General features: G+C 37.1%; 16 protein-coding genes. 4 read left to right on the top strand and 12 right to left on the bottom strand.

Annotated features, from left to right (window positions below; all coding sequences use genetic code 11):
- Positions 1–3: 3 nt before the first annotated feature.
- The 12 genes from H4O20_RS07490 to H4O20_RS07435 form a co-directional block, all read right to left on the bottom strand.
- Positions 4–1962 carry a heavy metal translocating P-type ATPase gene (locus H4O20_RS07490; protein ID WP_306785641.1) on the bottom strand — a complete coding sequence of 653 codons (1959 nt, stop codon included), beginning with the start codon at positions 1960–1962 and terminating at the stop codon, positions 4–6.
- A gap of 110 nt (positions 1963–2072) precedes the next feature.
- On the bottom strand, positions 2073–2528 hold the full coding sequence (locus H4O20_RS07485; RefSeq protein WP_139855739.1) for a heme-binding domain-containing protein: 456 nt from the start codon (positions 2526–2528) through the stop codon (positions 2073–2075).
- 67 nt (positions 2529–2595) lie between these two features.
- A complete protein-coding gene (locus H4O20_RS07480; RefSeq protein ID WP_139855666.1) occupies positions 2596–3210 on the bottom strand; it encodes a DUF3347 domain-containing protein in 615 nt (204 codons plus the stop codon).
- Positions 3211–3262: 52 nt separating this feature from the next.
- Positions 3263–5644 carry a multicopper oxidase domain-containing protein gene (locus H4O20_RS07475; protein ID WP_139855667.1) on the bottom strand — a complete coding sequence of 794 codons (2382 nt, stop codon included), beginning with the start codon at positions 5642–5644 and terminating at the stop codon, positions 3263–3265.
- 66 nt (positions 5645–5710) lie between these two features.
- Positions 5711–6979, bottom strand: a complete 1269-nt coding sequence (locus H4O20_RS07470; RefSeq protein WP_246051407.1) for a TolC family protein — start codon at positions 6977–6979, stop codon at positions 5711–5713.
- The gene (locus tag H4O20_RS07465) at positions 6972–7337 is read right to left on the bottom strand and encodes a four helix bundle protein (protein WP_139855668.1); all 366 of its coding nucleotides are present in this window, start codon (positions 7335–7337) and stop codon (positions 6972–6974) included. Before H4O20_RS07465 ends, H4O20_RS07470 begins: the two co-directional genes overlap by 8 nt.
- A gap of 75 nt (positions 7338–7412) precedes the next feature.
- On the bottom strand, positions 7413–11225 hold the full coding sequence (locus H4O20_RS07460; protein WP_139855669.1) for an efflux RND transporter permease subunit: 3813 nt from the start codon (positions 11223–11225) through the stop codon (positions 7413–7415).
- 147 nt (positions 11226–11372) lie between these two features.
- Positions 11373–11789: a hypothetical protein gene (locus tag H4O20_RS07455; protein WP_185098792.1), complete on the bottom strand. Its 417-nt coding sequence runs from the start codon at positions 11787–11789 to the stop codon at positions 11373–11375.
- 471 nt (positions 11790–12260) lie between these two features.
- A complete protein-coding gene (locus H4O20_RS07450; RefSeq protein ID WP_185098791.1) occupies positions 12261–12602 on the bottom strand; it encodes a hypothetical protein in 342 nt (113 codons plus the stop codon).
- A 35-nt stretch (positions 12603–12637) separates the two neighbouring features.
- Positions 12638–12910: a hypothetical protein gene (locus H4O20_RS07445; RefSeq protein ID WP_139855672.1), complete on the bottom strand. Its 273-nt coding sequence runs from the start codon at positions 12908–12910 to the stop codon at positions 12638–12640.
- Positions 12911–13021: 111 nt separating this feature from the next.
- A complete protein-coding gene (locus tag H4O20_RS07440) occupies positions 13022–14095 on the bottom strand; it encodes a saccharopine dehydrogenase family protein (protein WP_221442770.1) in 1074 nt (357 codons plus the stop codon).
- A gap of 82 nt (positions 14096–14177) precedes the next feature.
- Positions 14178–16529 carry a patatin-like phospholipase family protein gene (locus H4O20_RS07435; RefSeq protein ID WP_139855673.1) on the bottom strand — a complete coding sequence of 784 codons (2352 nt, stop codon included), beginning with the start codon at positions 16527–16529 and terminating at the stop codon, positions 14178–14180.
- Between the two features lie 313 nt (positions 16530–16842).
- Here H4O20_RS07435 and H4O20_RS07430 point away from each other — a divergent pair, with 313 nt between their 5' ends.
- The 4 genes from H4O20_RS07430 (at position 16843) to H4O20_RS07415 (ending at position 20589) form a co-directional block, all read left to right on the top strand.
- Entirely contained in the window at positions 16843–17475 is a 633-nt protein-coding gene (locus H4O20_RS07430) for a Crp/Fnr family transcriptional regulator (protein ID WP_139855674.1), read from the top strand.
- A 67-nt stretch (positions 17476–17542) separates the two neighbouring features.
- Positions 17543–18352: a sulfite exporter TauE/SafE family protein gene (locus H4O20_RS07425; protein WP_139855675.1), complete on the top strand. Its 810-nt coding sequence runs from the start codon at positions 17543–17545 to the stop codon at positions 18350–18352.
- A gap of 295 nt (positions 18353–18647) precedes the next feature.
- Positions 18648–18917 (top strand): heavy-metal-associated domain-containing protein, encoded by a 270-nt coding sequence (locus H4O20_RS07420; RefSeq protein ID WP_139855676.1) that lies wholly within the window; start codon positions 18648–18650, stop codon positions 18915–18917.
- Positions 18918–19245: 328 nt separating this feature from the next.
- Positions 19246–20589 (top strand): rhodanese-like domain-containing protein, encoded by a 1344-nt coding sequence (locus H4O20_RS07415; RefSeq protein WP_185098790.1) that lies wholly within the window; start codon positions 19246–19248, stop codon positions 20587–20589.
- Positions 20590–20658: the final 69 nt, after the last annotated feature.

The following is a 20658-nucleotide window of genomic DNA, read 5'->3' as shown; positions in this document are numbered from 1 at the left end:
ATATTAATTTTTAATTTCAGATTTCATACTTCTTTTTAGCAATTGTGCGTTTGCAGCGGCGATAATCGTGCTGATACTCATTAACGCAGCTCCAAAGGCAGGACTTATCATAAGTCCAGGGATAAATCCTGTGGCCAATGGTAAAGCCACTACGTTATAACCTGTTGCCCAAACTAGGTTTTGAACCATTTTCCGATAGGTCGCCTTTCCAAACAAGATCAAGTTGACGATATCTTTTGGATTGCTGTCCATTAAAACGATGTCTGCAGTTTCAGCAGCTACGTCCGTACCCGAACCAATAGCGATCCCTACGTCGGCTTGTGCCAAGGCGGGTGCGTCATTTACGCCGTCTCCAACCATAGCCACAAATTCGCCTTTTGCTTGAAGTTCTTTTATTCTGTCGAGTTTTTGATCGGGCAACACTTCCGCCATATAATCGTCGAGCCCCAGCTTATCGGCCACGTTCTTGGCTACTATTTCATTGTCGCCTGTGAGCAAGGATACTTTTATATTGTTTTTCTGAAGGGTTTTAATAGCGCCATAAGAACTTTCTCTAATTTCATCTGCAAAGGTTATAAAGCCAATCAACTCACCGTCAATAATGGTGAATATCTTGGTTTCAATTCCTTCCTCTATATCTTCGGCAACAGATTTTTTTAATTGTTCCAACAATAAAAATCCACCCACCTGCACTTTTTTGCCATTTACAATTCCACTTACACCTACACCTGCCGTGTACTTAAAGTCGGTTACTGAGGGAATATCCAATTTATCCTCTTTCGCCCTTCGCATTAATCCTTTGGAAATATGATGCTCAGATGGACTTTCAACGGCGGTGGCATATCTTAACAACTCTGTTTTGTCATAGTTTGAAGATAATGAAACAATGCGCGTTACTTCGTGTGAACCCTTGGTAAGTGTTCCTGTTTTATCAAATACTATAGTCGTTATTTTTCGAGAAGACTCAAAGGCTGTTCTATTGCGAATCAACAATCCATTTCTCGCTGAAATACTTGTTGATATTGCGGCAACCAAAGGCACAGCTAACCCCAAGGCGTGCGGGCAGGAGATTACCATAACCGTTACCATACGTTCCATTGCAAATGCCATCGTTTCGCCCAATGCCAACCACGTAAAGAAAGTTCCAAAACCTAACACTAAAGCGATGATGGTAAGCCATTTTGCGGCTACGTCTGCCAAGCGCTGGGATTTTGATTTCTGTTTTTGGGCAGCTTGCACCATATTTATCACTTTTGATAAATAGGCATCTTCGCCAATACCTTTAACTTGTACTTTTACAACCCCATTTCCATTTATGGCACCGCCGATAACCTCATCACCCACGGTTTTGGTAACGGGTCTGCTTTCGCCAGTGAGCATACTTTCATTAAGGTCACTTTCACCTTCAACAATTATCCCATCAGCAGGAACTTTTTCTCCGGGTCTGATCAGAATAATATCGCCTTCGTTTAGTTCACTTATTTTCACTTTTCGCGTTTGGCTCCCTTCCACGAGGTTTGCCTCATTTGGCATTAAGGCCGCCAGAGCTTCCAAGGCTTTGCTGGCCCCCAAAATAGACCGCATTTCCAGCCAATGCCCAACAAGCATCACTACGATAAGCGTTGCCAATTCCCAAAAAAAGGTTTGGCCTTCGAATCCCAAAATAACCGCGGAACTATAGAAATAAGCTGCAGAGATAGCGACGGCGATGAGCGTCATCATCCCTATCGATTTGCTCTTCAACTCGCTTATCAAACCTGATAAAAATGGCCACCCTCCATAAAAATAGACGATGGTCGACAACCCAAAAAGCACATAACCACTGCCCGGGAAAACCCACTCCACCCCTAGCATTCTCTGAATCATTGGTGATAATGTTAAAATGGGTATCGTCAAAATGAGCGATATCCAAAACCTGCGTTTAAAATCGGCTATCATCATCCTGTGATGGTCGTGGCCCATATCGTCGTGATTGTGATTGGAATGATCCATTTCTGCTTTAAGCTTCGATGGATTTGGATGATTGGTACGTTCTTGGTGTTCCATAGTCTTGCGCTTAATTCATTGAGTAATTATTGTAAACTGCCTTTTATGGCCTTCATATAATTTATTACCTCTTCTTTTTCAGAATCAGAATACACAGCATCTCTGTGAAGCAAAGTATATGAGAAGAGCGGCATCTCGTCATCTTCAATTTGGCTAATAATTGATTTTAGCTTGCTGTTCTTTCGGCGGTTGGAATATTCGTCCCATTCACTGAAATTCAATTCTTTTTTTCCTTCTACTACATGATCCTCTAAAAACCAAGCAATGGGTTGCACTTTGTTGTACCAGGGATAGGCCGTATTATTGCTATGACAATCATAACAGGCTACTTGCAACAATTTGCCGATATTATCCGGAGTATTGTTTACTGTTAAAAAATCGGTTTTTGGCACAAATTCGCTTTGGTTGCGTTCTGAGGGTATAAACTGAATTCCCACAAAAGCTACCAGTAAAATTAGCGCTATGATTTTTAGGAGTTTTATCATTTATTTTTCTGTAAAACCTACAAGGAACCCCGCTGAAGGGCGGGGAATACCTTGCAGGTTGTAATTAATTTATCTCCTTTTGCACTTTTCCACACTTCATCATTTTGCTTCCGAAATATGGATTTTTAATTTCTTTCTCCATACTTAACCATGCGCCACCACCATCAGCGTACATCGGGCAAAATTGCTGGTATAAGGTGTTTTCCGTGCCAGTAATTGCAACCATATCTGTAACATCCTTTGTCAACATTTGGAAATGTTCGCGTTGATGAGCCATATCGCTTCTACTAATATGCTCTGCGTGCTCCGTTGCTACTTCAATAATATCTTTCAACTCCGTTTGTTGTTCAGCAGTAAAACTACTCACATCAAAAGCTTGCAAAGTATTTTGAAGCTTCTTACCTGCATCGGCAGCAGCTTTTTCATCCGTCGCTACTAATGCGTCTTTAAGCGTCATATATTCTGTCAACACTTGCTTAGCTTGGGAGTTTTGAGTGTTGGAATCCATCCCAGTATTAGAGGCACTCATATTGTCATGGTTCATACCTTCCTCGTGATTCATTTCAGAATGCATACCTGTCTCTTCGTTATGCTCCGTCTTTCCGTCTTTACACGACATTGCTGTTAGGCTTATAAAAGCCATTGCAATCATTGCTGTTGTTACTCTTACTTTCTTCATTTTTATTTTGATTTAAATTAGTACTCGTTTTTAATTGATTTATAATTATTGATTAAAACCTCATCGAAAGACCGCCACCTGCGCCAAATCGGTTGTCATAGCTTGCCATCAATGAAAAGTCTCGTGATAAATAATATTCTATTCCTGCCTTCCAAGTAACTTCATTCATAAAATTATCTCCCATAGGAAGGTCGTTCACCCATCCAAAATCTGCTTGATATTCATAGCTACCAAAAATGGCAGTCCGTGGGAAAATGAGGATTTCTTTACTCAGACTTATTTGCGGTCTTAATTTGCTGTCAATTCGAACGTCAAGATTGAAGAGGTAGGGCGTTAAAAACCTAATTCCTGCAATGGCGGTGGTGGATATTTCATCTAGACTATCGTCCATTTCGTTTTCAAAATTCACACCCCCAAACACTCTAAAATAATCGTGTAGATAACGTTCATAACTTACTTCGGCTTCCAAATTTTGGTTCCAACCATACTCCGCAGAAATATTAAATTGATTTCGAATGTTTGAAGCCACAAATTTAAATTCCGCCATGTGCGAAGCAGCGTCAAGGGTAGACCAAGTATAAAACTCGTCTGCCTCCTTAATTAATTTTTTTACGGGATATGGCTCCATTCGTGGATCACGAGGAGTCTCATAACTAACCACTCTCGCCATTCCGCTCATCATATGATATAATATATGACAGTGAAAAAACCAATCGCCATTTTCATCACCGTCGTTGCCGCTGAATTCTATGGTTACTTCTTGCATAGGCGCAACGTTTACGGTGTGTTTTAAAGGGGAATATTCTCCATTTTTGTTTATGACCCTAAAAAAATGTCCGTGAAGATGCATTGGGTGGTGCATCATGGTTAGGTTGTTAAAAGTAATCCTGGTAACCTCCTTGCCACTTATTTTTATGTTATCCGTTTCGCTTAAAGGAACCCCGTTTATACTCCAAACATAGCGTTGCATATTCCCTGTTAGATTTAGTAGTATTTCCTTAATAGGAAGGTCCTTATCATAATCCGTTTTTTCTGGGGACTTTAGATAATCGTAGTTATATTCTGCAAACATGTTTATTTCATCCATAGTTGAATGATCCATGCCCGCCATTTTTGAAGGCGAATCTGATCTCTTCCCTTTATTGGAATGATCCATCTTGGAATGATCCATTTCCATCCCTGCCTTGGTTTTAGATGAATCCATTTTCATTTCCGTTTTAGAATGGTCCATTTTATCATCCAATTCAGAATTTTTAGACATACCTTCCTGTTCCGTAGGCGGGTTCATATGGTCCATTTGCATACCATACTCTTCCTTCATTTTATATCGCTCATCTTTTTTGGGACGGAATTTCAAGGCATGCGCTCCCATTTTCATATCCATTTTTGCCATTTCCTGCATCATCTCAATCTTGTCTGGTTTAGCGATAACTTCAGCTGGCAAAATCTCTCCGTCACCAAAATAAGCTGTGGTGGTTCCCGAACCGTCCTGTGCCATTGCCCGTAATTCTATCTTTCCCTTTGGAGGAATCGTAATTATAAAGTCATAGGTTTCAGCAGTGGCAATAAAAGTTTTGCTCTGTGCAACCGGAACCACGTCCATTCCATCTGAAGACACCAATAAAGGAGACTCTCCACCAAATGTCATCCAGAATTGTGAGGATGCGGAACCGTTTATAATTCGTAAACGCACTTTATCTCCAGGTTTAAAATTGGGATATTCCACAGATTGCTCTCCGTTAATCAAAAATGCTGGATAATATACATCGGCTATATCTGCGCCTCCCATCCGTTGGCGCCAAAAATCTAGCTGTGCGCCAAATGCGCCACGAGCTATCACTTTATTTAATGGTGTTGAAGTACCTTTTTTCATCTGGTACCATTCGTTGCCACGCTTTAAGTTTTGCAGTATACTATGCGGATTTTCATTGGTCCAATCGGATAACATCACTATTAAATCGTGATCGTATTCCATTGTTTTTTCCTTTGGATGAATCAATAAGGACCCAAAAACCCCACTTTGTTCCTGCAGCATGGTATGCGAGTGATACCAATACGTACCCGATTGCCTAATAGGAAATTCATACTTAAAAGTTGTTCCTGGTTTGATTGGTGGCGTGGTTAAATAAGGCACCCCATCCATAAAATTTGGCAACAACAATCCGTGCCAGTGAATGGAAGTCTCTACCTTCATTTCGTTTTTCACATAAATAACGGCGTATTCACCTTCCGTAAACTCTAAAGTTGGTCCTGGAATAGTTCCGTTTACCGTCATTCCCTTGACTGATTTACCTGCTTTGTTGACCATTTCTTCCTTTATAACAAGCGTATATTCACGAACTGGTAAATTATCAGAATTGCCTTCAACCATTTGCGCAGTCATTTGACTGCAGCCTATTAATAGGAGAATTGTATAAAATATTAAGTTATTCATTTTCTAGACCTTTAGATTATTAATCGATGTTGATAAAGTATTCTGTTAACACCTCTTATTTAAAATTTAAATGAACGGGATATAGTAATTAATGATGCTGCTTTGTTTAAAATACTCTGCGACAGCTTCAATGCGCTTTATTTGAAACTGAAGTTGTAATTCCTGTACATCTAAAACTTCATTAAAATTGATAGTGCCTGTTTCGTAATTCCTCAATAGAATTTCATTTGCATTTTCTGCTTGTTTCAAGTTTTTATCTTGAGTTTCAAGCCGGATTCGCGCTGCATCTCTACTTCTTAATGCAGTTTGAAGTTGTGTAAACAAACTGTTCTGCGAGGCTTCTTTTTGAATGTTTAGTTCCTCATACCTCAACTTGTTCTGACGCGCTACAGACTTAAACTTCTTATTAAAAATCGGAATAGAAAGTGTTGCCATAGGCATTACCATATTCGGGGCTTCATTAAAAAGCATATATTCTACCCCTACTCCAAAACTCGGTGCGCTTTCTTTTTTATTAAGAGCATCGGCTTGAGAAACTACTTTGTTTAACTCTTCAAACTTTACCAATTCGGGGTGGAAATTTAATTTTTCAAAATCTATCGCTACCTCTTTTTCTGGAATAGTTAAGCTATCAACAATAGGAATATCAACAACTTCTTTTCGATTCATAATCTTATTGAAAACAGTTTGCTCTGAAGCAAAATCCTGTGCCAATACCATTTTCCTTTCGGCTAAATCATTCTGTCTCATTTGAAGTCGCAATACAGAAACAGCAGACGCTTGTCCTACTTCCACAGATGTTAAAGCCATTTGCTCATAAACCTTTAAAAGCTGAATATTAGAATCTAATACCTGTTGTTTTTTTGCTATTTCATACAAACGATAATAGGATTGCGACAAGGCCAAGGCAATTTTTCTTTTAGCGATTTCAATCTCAACTAAATCTGCGTCCGCCATAGCATTTGCATATTTTTGACGTGCTGCAATAGTTCCAAACCAAGGCAGCATTTGCATAACCGAAAATTCTGCTTGTTGCATCATAGGCATATTTCCTTCTCCAAACATATACCCTCCTGAAAACTGAGTATCGGGTAAGGCATTAACCTCAGCTATTTTTTCAGTTGAAATTGCATGCTGCTTTTCCACCGCTTGAATATTTGGGTTGTTTTCTAGGGCTTCTTCAATATAGGTTTGCAAATTTTGTGAATAACCTAAACCACTCATCAACACTAAAAAGATTAAAGATAGAAGTTGGATGCTGGAAGCTGGAAGCCTGAAATGCGACTTTAACATTTGTGTATTCACTTTTACTTTTATGAAATTTATTTTATTCATAGCTTTTCCAGTTTTGATATAATTTGGTAAACATTTTTCCTATTTGTTCATTGCGTTTAGTAAATTCGGAATGCTCTTCTTTTTCTATATAATTACAAGCCAAGGCATAGTCTTGCCAATCTTGGGTTTCGGAATTCGAGCTTAATGCCTTTATAAGCTGCTGTTTAAAAACTGCTTCGTATTGTCGTTTTCCCCAACCTTCATCAATGTTAGCTGATACAGAACGCGAGGAGCGCACGATTTGTGAAGTGAGTGAATATATTTCTTCATTCGGAAATTTTCTTGTTCGCCAAAATATATCCATAGCCAACGAAAACGCTTCCTTATGTACCTGTAAATCCTTGTACGATTTTATCATAACTTCTGTGTTTTTTAAAGAACATTTAAAATTCCTATTTCTAATTTCCAACCTCCAACCTCCAACTTCCAAACTCTAGTTTTCTTTAATAATTTTTAAACGTTTTTTCAATTTTGCTTCTCGTCTCCAGCTGAATAAAATTGGAACTACAAATAGGGTAATTAGTGCAATTAACATCCCACCAAAACTTGGAATAGCCATAGGAATCATTATATCGCTTCCCCTACCTGTAGATGTTAAAATTGGTAATAAGGCAAGAATAGTAGTAGCCGTAGTCATCAAACACGGACGGATACGCTTCAACCCTGCTTCTAATACAGACGCTCGGATTTCCTTTACGCTTTCCGGTTCATTCTTATCAAAAGTTTGCGTTAGATAAGTTGCCATTACCACACCATCATCAGTGGCAATTCCGAAGAGGGCTATAAATCCTACCCAAACAGCTACACTTAAATTGATAGTGTCCATCTGAAACATTTGCCTTAGGTTTTCACCAAAGAAATTGAAATTTAAAAACCAATCTTGTCCATAAAACCAAATCATTAAGAATCCTCCAGAGAAAGCCACTGCAATTCCAGTGAACACCATTAACGAAGTAGATACCGACCTGAATTGGAAATAAAGAATTAAAAAGATAATTGCCAACGCTAAGGGAACAATAACTGAAAGTGTTTTCTCAGCTCTAATTTGATTTTCATAAGTTCCCGTAAACTGATAACTAATTCCCTTAGGGACTGAAAGCGCTCCGCTGTCTATTTTCTCTTGAATTAATGCCTGAGCGTTTTCAACCACATCAACTTCTGCAAAATCGTTTAGCTTATCAAAAAGTACATAGCCTACCAAGAAGGTGTCTTCACTTTTAATAACCTGCGGCCCTTGCTCGTAACGTATATCCACTAGTTCTCCTAAAGGTACTGGATTTCCTTTTCCTACTGGCACATAGATGTTCTGAAGGTCCTGTGGGTTAGCTCTTAGCTCTCTTGGGTAACGCACGCGTACTCCGTATCGCTCACGCCCTTCAACTGTTTGCGTTAAAGGCATTCCCCCTACAGCAACTTGCAATATTTGTTGAACCTCTTCAATAGAAACTCCATATCGCGCGAGACGCTCCCTTTTAATGTCTATTAACAAATAAGGTTTCCCAACAATACGATCGGCAAAAACGGCTTCTACTTTTACCCCTTCAGCGTGTTTTATGATTTCTTCAAGTTCAAGTCCGAAAGCCTCAATCTCTCGTAAATCCTGACCTTTCACTTTAATCCCCATAGGCGCACGCATTCCTGTTTGCAGCATCACCAACCTAGTTTCAATAGGCTGCAATTTGGGAGCAGATGTCACCCCTGGGATTTTGGTAACTCGTACAATTTCATTCCAGATATCATCAGGAGATTTTATTTCAGGTCTCCAGTTTCTATAAAACTCCCCGTCGTTATCGGGTATAAGGTCTTCTGATGTTACATTGAACGCAGAAGAAATATCTCTCCCTTCTTCTGAAGCGTTCTCGACTGCGCTCGAACTGAGATATGTATTGGGGTTTTCGACAAGACCACCTTTCTTCAGCTCGAAAAGTCCATCTTCATTAACTTTAAATCTCTGTCGTTTTCCTTCGTCGTTTATTGCGTATTCTGGCTTGTATAAAATGATATTTTCATACATCGACAATGGCGCTGGGTCTAAAGCTGATTCTGTTCTCCCTGCTTTTCCTACAACTGTTTTAATTTCAGGTATGTTTGCGACGGCCATATCTAATTGCTGCAAGACGCGTTTATTTTCTTCTACCCCAGAATGCGGCATTGAAGTTGGCATCAGCAAGAAGGAACCTTCATTTAGTGATGGCATAAACTCTTTTCCTGTATTTTGCCAAATAAGAACTCCGAAAACAACGATTAGCGTTGGCACAGAAAGGAAAACTATTTTATTGCTTAGTGCCCAAGTTAGAATTCGAGCGTAATATTTCTGAAACACCCAAAACACTCCAAGAAGTCCAAAACAGATAAATCCTACAAATAAGAGGTTCCAAAATATACTTTTATCTACACCAAGAGGACGCCAGAATTCAGCTAATAAAAAGACTACTGCTAGTGCTGAAATAAAGATGTTTATAATATTGGCGCGTTCGTCTGTAAGCCAGATTTTGTCAGAAATTTTAGAAGCGATTCTTTTATCTTTTAAAAGTCCTGTAATTCCGAAACCGATTAAAATAAGACCTAACCAATAGCCAAAAACTATGGCGGCAATCCCAAGAATTATTAGAATTCCGTTAATTAAATTAGAAGTAACCTTTTTAAAGTTTTTTCTTCGGAATAGATACGCTGCAAATGGAGGAATTAAAAATAACGCAACCATAAATGCCGCTACTAGTGCCGCTGTTTTGGTAAAAGCAAGTGGGCGAAATAATTTCCCCTCTGCTCCTATCATCGTAAATACCGGGATAAAACTGATTATAGTGGTAAGGACCGCAGTTAATATAGCGCCTGATACTTCTGCGCTCGCATTATAAACAACCGAGTTGATTGATTGCTTTACACCTGTTTCTGAAAATCGTTGTTTTTCTTCCTCCAAATGCCTAATTATATTTTCAGAAAGTATTACTCCAATATCCACCATAGTACCGATGGCAATGGCAATACCAGATAAGGCAACAATGTTAGCATCTACATTAAAGAACTTCATGGCGATAAACACCATTAACACCGCAACTGGCAATAATCCGGAGATAAGTATTGACGCTCGAAGGTTAAAAACCATTACAATAATTACAAAAATTGTAATTAGGATTTCTAAACTTAAGGCTTCGTCGAGGGTGTCTAATGTTTCCTGAATAAGCTCCGATCTATCGTAAAAAGGAACCACGGTAAGCTGCGAAATAGTTCCATCAGAAAGTTCTTTTGAAGGCAATCCTGCTTTAAGTTCTTCAAGTTTATCTTTTACATTATTAATAACTTCCATAGGGTTGGCTCCGTAACGAGCAGTAACAACCCCACCAACAACCTCAGCACCTTCCTTATCCAAAATTCCTCTTCGCGGTGTAGGTCCTAAACTAACATTTGCAATATCCTTGATTCGGATAGAAGTGTAGTTTTCGGAAGTAACCACCGCATCTTCAATATCGGCTACAGACTTTATATATCCCAAACCACGCACTAAGTACTCAGCCTGGTTTATTTCCATGGTTTGAGCACCGATGTCTTTATTACTTTCTTTTACAGCTTTTACAATTTGTGATAGACTGATGTTGTATTGCCTCATCAACTCTGGCTTTACATCAATTTGATACTCTTGAACATACCCACCAATGGAAGCAACTTCTGAAACTCCACTAGCCGATGACAGTGCGTATTTTACATAGTAATCTTGAATGCTTCGCAGTTCGTGTAAGTCCCAACCACCGGTTACATTACCATCTTTATCTCTACCTTCAAGCGTGTACCAATAAACTTGTCCTAAACCTGTTGCGTCTGGCCCTAAGGACGGATTTACATTTTCTGGAAGTAAGCCAGCTGGAAGGGAGTTTAGCTTTTCTAAAATCCTACTTCGGCTCCAATAGAATTCTACATCTTCTTCAAAAATGATGTAAATGCTCGAAAATCCGAACATAGAAGAACTTCTAATGGTCTTTACTCCAGGAATTCCTAATAGTGAAGTTGTAAGCGGGTAGGTTATTTGGTCCTCAATATCTTGGGGAGAACGCCCTTCCCATTGAGTGTAAACTATTTGTTGATTTTCGCCTATATCAGGAATGGCATCCACGGCTACAGGGTTACTAGGCAATAAGCCCGTATCCCAACTAAAAGGTGCATTTACAACACCCATGCCTACAAAAAGTGCGAGTAACAATACTGCAACCAGTTTGTTCTCTATGAGAAATTTTATGCTTTTATTTAGCATTTGAATTGATTATTAAACAGTTAAACTTTGAATAAAATCCTAAGAAGTCAGGAAAATAAAATCAAGAATCTTGTCCTAGAATGGTAAAACCATAGGACAGACTTATCCAAACCCACGATAATTATCGGCGTTGGAAACTGTTTAAAATCAAATTAGGTAAGTCTCGTGAAGCTTCTGTATGTCCCGTATGAGAAAGGGAGGATTATAATCCCTAAACGGAATTATGTTAGCATCTAGATCTTCAAAAAGATTTATATATGAATAGAAAAATGAAGCAACAAAAGTCTGTTGCTCTAAGCTTAATGTATCAAAAGAATGTTTTAACTCATCTTGACCTTCAATCAAAACTTGTTTGTCTGTACAACAAGAGTCTTCAAGAATTTGAATTTCACAATCGCTAGTAGGCACCTCCATATCCATTCCGCAAGAGTGAGCGCTTTGGGTTAGCGAATAATCTACTAACGTTTCTCCACAATAGTGCATATCTATGGTAAACGACATAGTGGTAAACATCACTAAAATCGCCATAAACACAGATACTATTTTATGGAAAATTGAATTCATTGCTCGCAAAGATAATGAAATTGAGATAATAACTAGCAATCAATGCTATCCTAAATAAATTTTGCGCCGAACTGAATATTTCTTAATTTTTCTTAATTCCTTTCTTTTTTGCATCGCCCAAAACCCTTCGGCTCCGCTCAGGACAGGCTTCAACAAAAAAGTCTAGGCTTACGAACCTTTATCTAAATTTATCATTCGGCAGCTAAATTTTATCCCGATAGCTATCGGGATCGCTTTGTTATTTTTTGCTAAATATAAAAATTCATAATGCTCAAACAGCCTAAAATTTTTAACGCTGCACTCATTTCAAATTTTACGATAAATTTTCGATAGGCCAATTTGACATTTAATTTCAACCTCTTTTAATATTAAATCTGTGGAAATATTAATAATACGAGGCAATCTGATAAGAAGAGAGAAAACCTTTAGGACAATTTTGATTTATATTAAAAAAATATCTATAAAGAAAAATTAAGAAGCACTTCTATTTTCCATTTTCTGAAGAACATAAAATACAATTCCACCTAAAGCATAACAAACCACATCCCAAATATCTCCCGTATATCGATAGGATTGTTTTGGAAGATAATATTCAAAAACAACCGAATACAGAACTACTAAACTTATAATTGTAAATAAATCTATGCGAATGCTTTTATCTTTCTTAATAAACCAAGCCGTATGCAACCCAAGCGTTGCTACCATTGGTATTACAAGAAAATCATTTAGGTGATTAAAAACCCAGTTAGGCGCAACTATTTCAAAATATTTCAACCCTTGAACGCATAAAAACACTACTACTGAAAAAAGCACATAGCCATGTAATATTTTAAGCGGAAAGTTGCGCATTAGATAAACAATAACGCTATTAACCAAGCTATAAAGCCGCCAACAACCATTATCACCATCCAGATTGAATGCAATAGGTAGTAAGTACCGCGAATTAGCAGAAAACGATTGTTTTTCCACTTTTCAGTAAAAGAATCCTCTTCTACTTCAGAATCTGAAACAATTTCGGGTTCAATTTTGTTTTCATTATTTGTCGACGGTAATTCCGACTCTTGCTTTTCTAAATTAGCATTTTCGAGTTCGGTATTTTCGCCATTTTCTTTCTTCGACATATCAATCAAAATTCAACTTTCAAAAATACGAACTATTTTTATCGAAAAAGAATGTTATAGTCCTTTTGAAGTTTTTTGAGCATATGCGCTTCGAATAATAGTTTTTAAAAATTATTTAGGGTCTTTATATTTTTCATACATCGACCCAAAATGTGAATTGATAAACAAATCGAATGGAATTTCCTCTTGCTTGATAAAACCTTTGTTTTTTAATTTCCCTTCTGAAACCAAATCCACCACTGCCGAAATACTACAGGCTGTTGTCCAACTTATGGCGCGCCAATCTTTATTATCTAATGTAATTCTGCGATAGGACTCTGAAAATTCTTCTCTTCTTAACTTCCCATCTATCATTCCTTCAACGGCAGCATAAACAAGAACTATGTCTTCATCAACCAACGGCAAGGCATTGTTTAAAATATCTTTAGCAAGTTTTCGGTCGTCTTTTAGAAGCAAATCGTAGAGCAATAATTTCATTCCATCTCTATGTCCTGGATATCTTATGGTTTTATAGTTTAGAGTATCTACTTTTCCTTCCATAGTTTCACACATAGTTCCCAACCCACCAGAGGTTAAAAATGCTTCATATTGACGGCCGTTTATATTTATAATCTCTAGGTCGTTTAAGGAGCTGAGCATTTTACGTTCGCCGTTGTGAATCACTTCAGCGTCGTTTAAGTATTCGTTAATCACCCCTTCTGCACTCCAAGTAAAACTATACCCTAATTGCCCCATCGGATGCAAAGGCAAGGCTCCTACTCTTAGTTTCACCGATCTAACTTCAGAAAACTTACTGTATAATCCCGCTCCTAAAATCCCGATAAAACCTGGAGCCAATCCACATTGTGGAGCCAGCACCGAGTTGCTGTTTTCTGACATTTTTAGGATAGCATTTAAAGTAGGTACATCTTCGGTTAAATCGAAGTAATGAACGCCCATATCAACAGCTGTTTCGGCTATTTTTATATTCAGAAAGTAAGGCAAACAGGAAACAACAGCGTCTTTGTCTTTTAGAAAATCACGTATACTCTTGTCATTGGAAACATCTCCTTTTACTATTTCAAAAGGAAATTTCTCTTTGGCTTCATATTGATCCATTCCTTCCACATGATACTTTGAACTTAATAAAGTAGCCACTAAACTTCCTACTTTTCCCAAACCTAAAACACCTATATTTTTTATCATTTTGTCAATTGTTAGATACCTTGAAAGTTAACGATAACTCCCAAACATTCCAAAGAAAAAAATAGCGGTAAATACCAAATAATTAATCGGAACTGTCTAAATGAAAACCAATTCCTATAAAAAATCGAAGTTTATTAATATTGTTTACATAGGACATATCGAAGTTTACCGGCCCTAAAATAGAATTATATGAAAAAGTTGCCCCGGTGGACATTAAAATACTAGGCTGATCAAGATCTGACCATTTTCCTTTGTTAGAAAACGCATCTCCTATGTAATCCTTAAAATCTCCAAACCCAACGGAAGCAACATTAAAATGTGGTGTTATATATACTTTGTGCATTACATTAATTTGCGTTGCCAGATTAAGTTTTATAAATTGACTCATCACCAACTCTTTGTCTTGCAAGCCAGGGAAAATGTAGAAATCACTTCTAGCAGATCTTAAATTCCCGCCTAAGGAATATTTTGAGTTAAGCGTTAAACCTGAATACAATTTCTCCTCAGTCGATTCGGCATCGTCTATCGTAAAGTGTCCTGCAGCACCGATAATAGCGGTAACAATATTAGACACTGGAAATCTTTTCTCATAATCAACCCCCAATCTAGTAAACCCATTGGTGTCGCCATTGTAATCTGGAATTGTTTTATCTGTAAAATTCACCTTTAAATTTCCAAGCAACGATCTTCCTACCCAACCTTTAAACTCCGAACCTTCAGTAGCAAAAAACACTTTATTCATACTATTAGATTTGTAGTGAGCATAAAGTTCTACATCGTAATTATCATACATACTAAACTTAAAAATATTCTCATTTAAGTTCGGGTTTATAGTTGGTTTTATATTCGTGTTGTGATATCTTACACCAAGCCCCACGTAGCTACGCATAGGACTAATATTCCAATTAACCTGATTGTTAAAGGAATGGTATCTGTTTCTTACATTCTCAACATAGTCTCCTTGTAGATATACTTTTTGCTTTTTTTGTTCGCCATATAATTCTGCTCGCCACCACCAATTGCGATTTTTACTGAAATTCTTTTGATACTGAAGGCGAAGTTTTGGCTGTTCGGCAATATCGGCAGTAATTACAGTTCGTGATGCATCGCCTAATAAATTTCGACCCGTGTAATTTAATACAACTCCAATCCCGTTATACCCATCGTAATGCAAGCCACCTTTCAGTTGATGCGGCGACCTTTCAACTGCGTTAAAGTTTAACTCAACAGCATCACTATTTATATCAATATCGTATGCTATTTGAGTAAAGATCGTCGTTCCCATGGCTCTATTTACACCTTCTATTACTTCATTTACATTATAAGGGGTATCGGTTTCTAAATTTAAATGAGCTTTTACCAAGGCAAGGTTAGCGTCACTCACGCCGTTATAGGTAATAGTGTCAAAACTAAATTTATCTCTTGGTTTTGGAGGATTAACTTTTATCTGTTCGTAGTTTTTCAGCATTTTCGCCAAAGCTCTAAGCGTATCCATCTTTTCTAGTACAGCTTGTTTTCCATTTTCATAAAGAATATTAGCCTTATCGAAATCTGCTGAGGAATAGGAAAGCTTACCGCTATGATCTATTAAAACATCACATAACTCTCTGTTTTGGGGTCTTTTTTTATTACTATTTAGCATAGTAGTTTGTGACATTAAAGCGGGAAGGCTTTGTAACTTTTCCTTTGTAAAAGGCACGTCGCCAACGTCACTACCAATAATAATATCGGCACCCATTCTTTTTGCCACATCTACTGGAAAGTTATTTAAAAGCCCACCATCTATCAAGAGGGTTTCTTTGTAATCTACCGCTTGAAAAACTCCTGGAATAGACATACTAGCGCGCATAGCAAGTGCTAACGAACCCTTGCTTAAAACAAGCTCTTTTCCGTTGACTATATCGGTTGCAATTGCCCTATACGGAATTGCCAAATCGTCGAAATTTGTAACGTCGTAAACTGGGAAGGTTAATAGCGTAATAAGTTCTCGAAGACCCTGGTCGTTTACTAAAAAGTTACCTAGTTTAAGGCTACCATCCATCCAATCCATTTCGATGGCATAGCGTCCAAACTCTGCTTTCTCTTCCACGCTAACATCTTTTAGGGCCACGCCGCCACCAATCAAATTATCCCATTCGGTCTTTTTTAGAATATTTGTAATACTATCTCCAGAATATCCCATTGCGTATAAAGCGCCAACAATACTCCCCATGCTATTCCCAATAATTAAGTCTGGCACTATCCCTAATGAATCTAAAACCTGTAAAGTGGGTACGTGAGCTATTCCCTTTGCCCCTCCACCACTTAGAACCAATGCTACCTTTGGTTTTTTACCTTGGAAAGATTTCTTTTTGAAATTTGTAGAATCCTGCGAGTGAGCTATAAATTGCACAAATAGCAAAAAGGCCGTAAAAAATAGTAATTGTCTTCTCATACTCAATTATATATGTGAATATAGAGAAAAAAGAGATTTAAGCATCGGTTATTGCATTATTTCAACAGAATAACAACTAAATTGTGATTTTTATAGTTTTTTACACACAATTAACTTGAAAGTTTTAAAAAATCATAATCGATTAATTTTATTTTAAACTACTAGAATCCTTTTTTAAAATTCCTCCCAAAACTTATTTTATAATGTATTTTTGAAGTATAGTATAAAGCGCTAATAGAAATTACTTGATGGTTTTTAACCTTGAGTTTCTTAGGCAACAATTCTCAAACCCGAAAGAATATTTATTTTTAGAATGATTGAAGACCTAAAACAAAGCTACGGACATCTTTTTGAAGATGATTTACTCAACGAAATTATGGAGGTTGGGGTTATTAAGGAAGTCCCGGAAGGTTCTAAAATGATGGATATAGGCGATTACGTAAAATCTATGCCGCTGCTAATTTCTGGAGCAATCAAAATTTTAAGAGAAAATAATGAAGGCGATGAGCTCCTACTCTATTATTTAGAAAAAGGAGAAACTTGTTCAATGACTATGACGTGTTGCCTCGGCCAAAAACAAAGTGAAATTCGAGCCATAGCCGAAACGGATGCCAAACTAATAATGGTTCCCGTTCAAAAGATGGAAGAATGGACTTCTAAATACAAATCGTGGCGAAATTTTGTTTTTGAAAGTTATCACAACAGAATAAATGAACTTTTGGCTACCTTGGATAGTATTGCTTTTCAGCAAATGGATGAAAGGCTGGCACAGTACTTACGCGAAAAATCTAGGGTAAATAAAAGCGAGATTATAAAAAACACCCATCAAGAAATTGCTTACGACCTCAATACTTCCCGAGTAGTAATTTCAAGATTGCTTAAAAAAATGGAGCAAATGGGAAAAATTGAACTGGGCAGAAATTATCTAAAAATTTTAAACTTATAATCTATGTGTAACACTTGTTACAACACAGGCTGTTTTAAAAGATTACTTTTGGCGTAAGTTTAAAATTATGGAATTAATAGAAGTTTTTGGATATATAAGTGCCTTAGCAATTGGAATTTCTTTAGGTATTATTGGCGGTGGTGGTTCTATATTAGCCGTTCCCGTTTTGGCGTATTTATTTTCGATAGACGAAAAAGCAGCGACAGCCTATTCGCTATTTATTGTTGGAGCTAGTGCTTTGGTAGGCGGAGTAAAACAACATCTTAAAGGTTTTGTAGATTGGCGAACCGCTATTGTATTCGGGATTCCTTCGATTGCCGGTGTATCTTTAGTGAGGTATTTTGTAATTCCTGTTCTACCTGAAGTTTTGTTTAGCATTGGCGATTTTGAACTCACCAGAAGAATGGGAATGTTTGGCTTTTTTGCGCTACTAATGATTCCCGCAGCTTTCTCTATGCTAAAGCCTAAAAAAGATGTTGCTGTAAATAAGAATACTGAAATAAAATACAACTACCCCTTAATCCTTCTTGAAGGGTTGCTAGTAGGTGCTATTACAGGCTTGATTGGTGCTGGTGGCGGATTTTTAATTATTCCTGCCTTAGTGATTTTAGCAAAAGTTGAAATGAAAGTTGCTGTGGGAACCTCTTTAATAATCATCGCTTTTAAATCACTACTCGGTTTCTTTTTAGGAGATGCGCTAACAATGAATATCGATTGGCCTTTCTTAATGCTTTTCACCGGAATATCATTTGTAGGTATTTTTATCGGTAGTTATTTAAGCAATTTCATCGACGGGAAGAAGCTTAAAAAAGCTTTCGGTTATTTCATATTTGCCATGGCTTTCTTCATTTTCTATATGGAGTTTGTTGTAAAGTGAGAGGTGAGAGGTTAGAAGTATGACTTAGGACGGGAGGACGTAGGACGTTGGACGGGAGGACGTAGGACGTAGGACGTTGGACGTAGGACGTTGGACGTTGGACGTAGGACGCAAGATGTAAAGCTTATTGTTTTCTGTAAAGTTTTTTTCGTTTAATTTCATCTTAATACCTTTTTTTTCAACTTAAGAGTATAGCACAGTCCCCTTTTGTAACCTAGGTTACTGCCCCACATAAATTTCAGTCATATTTTTGAACATAATTAAATCCCAAAGGTTTACTTTAAAATAAAAAAATATGAAAAACTCAATTACAGTACAGAATTTAAAGTGCGGTGGATGTGCAAATACTATCACAAACAACCTATCTAGATTTGAAAATATAAGTGAAGTGCAAGTAGATGTAGAATCAAGCACAATTTCGTTTGAATCTGCCGATACTGAAGAAATATGGAAAGTAAAAGAAAAACTAAAAAGCTTAGGCTACCCATCAGTAGACGACGCTAACTCACTTACTTCAAAAGCGAAATCGTTTGTAAGTTGCGCGACTGGGAAAATGTCTAGTTAGATTTTAGATGAAAAATTAATTACTGGATTCTTTTCTTTAAAAACTCCGAAATTACTTTTTTCAAACCTATAAAAATCAATTTTCTCACCCTTTGTAACCTGAGTTACTGTACTTTATTATTTATTATCTTACCTTTAATAATTATAAGGAAATAGATATTAACTAAGGAAAAAATTGAAAAATTCATTCTGCAGTATTACTCTAGATTTTTAAGAATTAAACAAAACTGAATAAAAGCAAACAAGACTAAAGAAAACCACAAAGTCAAAGAATTAAGTAGAAAAGACACATCTTTTCTCTCTATTCTCTGCTCTTAAAAAAACTAATTATGAAAATAAAACAATTTGAATACGAGCCACTTTCACATTTTTCGTATGCTATTATAAGCGATGGAAAAATGGCCTTAGTGGATCCAGAAAGAAATCCGCAACAGTATTATAAATATGCCGAAGAGAACAACGCTGAAATAGTTGCCGTTTTTGAAACGCACCCTCACGCCGATTTTGTGAGTTCGCATCTTCAGATTCATAAAGAAACTGGAGCAACCTTATATTGCAGCCAAAAGACTGGGGCCGATTACCCACATCAAGCTTTTGACGATGGTGATGAAGTTAAAATTGGAAATGCTAATTTTAAAGCTATAAATACTCCAGGACATTCCCCAGATAGTGTAACGTTTGTAGCTACGGAAGGCGACAAAACAGCAATGTTTACAGGTGACACACTTTTTGTAGGAGATGTAGGTCGTCCAGATTTACGTGAAAACGCAGGTCACGTAAAAGTTAAGCGTGAAGAATTGGCGAAAATGATGTTTGACACTATTCAGAATAAATTCACTCATCTACCGGATAACGCATATGTATACCCAGCTCACGGGGCAGGTTCTTTATGTGGAAAAGGAATGAGTGCAGACGCAACTTCTAGTACTTTAGGAAATGAGCGTATGGGCAACTGGGCCTTCAAAAAACAAACAGAAGAGCAGTTTGTAAATCACTTATTAGACTCTCAACCTTTTATCCCACACTATTTTGGGTATAATGTTGATGTAAATAAAAACGGTGCAAAAAACCTCAGAACTTCTCTAGGTGAAATCGATCTTAAATTAAATGTTACTGAATTAGATAACGATTTATTAATCGTTGACATTAGAGATGAAAAGGATTTTAAGAAGAATCATATTGCTGGAAGTATAAACATTATGGCTACTTCTGATACTTCCAAATTTGAAACTTGGTTAGGATCTATTGTTCGCCCAGATGAGAAATTTCAAATAGTAGTTGATTCTATAGACAATGTTGAAAAAATCCTTCAGCGTACTGCTAAAATTGGATATGAAGCGAATTTAGTTTCTATAAGTACACTTGCGGAAAAAGCTTTAGAAAAATCTGATAGATTAAATGTAGATGAATTCAAGCAAAATCTGAAAGACTATACTATAGTTGATATTCGTAATGAAAGTGAATTTTTGGAAGGGAAGTTTTTCGACGATGCTATTACCATTCCGCTACACCAATTACGCGAAAAAGTAGGTGAAATACCTACAGATAAACCGATAGTGGTTCACTGTGCAGGAGGTTACCGAAGTGCAGCTGGCTCAAGTATTCTTGAAAAAGAATTAAACGCAAAAAATGTTTTTGACCTCAGCGACGATGTAAACGACTTTAAGAATTAAGGTTAATCGATTAATTATTTAGAAAGGACGTTTTAAAAACGTCCTTTCTTTATTTTAATAGTAATTATT

Source organism: Aequorivita sp. 609, assembly GCF_014212065.1.
Taxonomy (GTDB): domain Bacteria; phylum Bacteroidota; class Bacteroidia; order Flavobacteriales; family Flavobacteriaceae; genus Aequorivita; species Aequorivita sinensis.
This window is presented reverse-complemented; position numbering and strand designations above follow the sequence as displayed.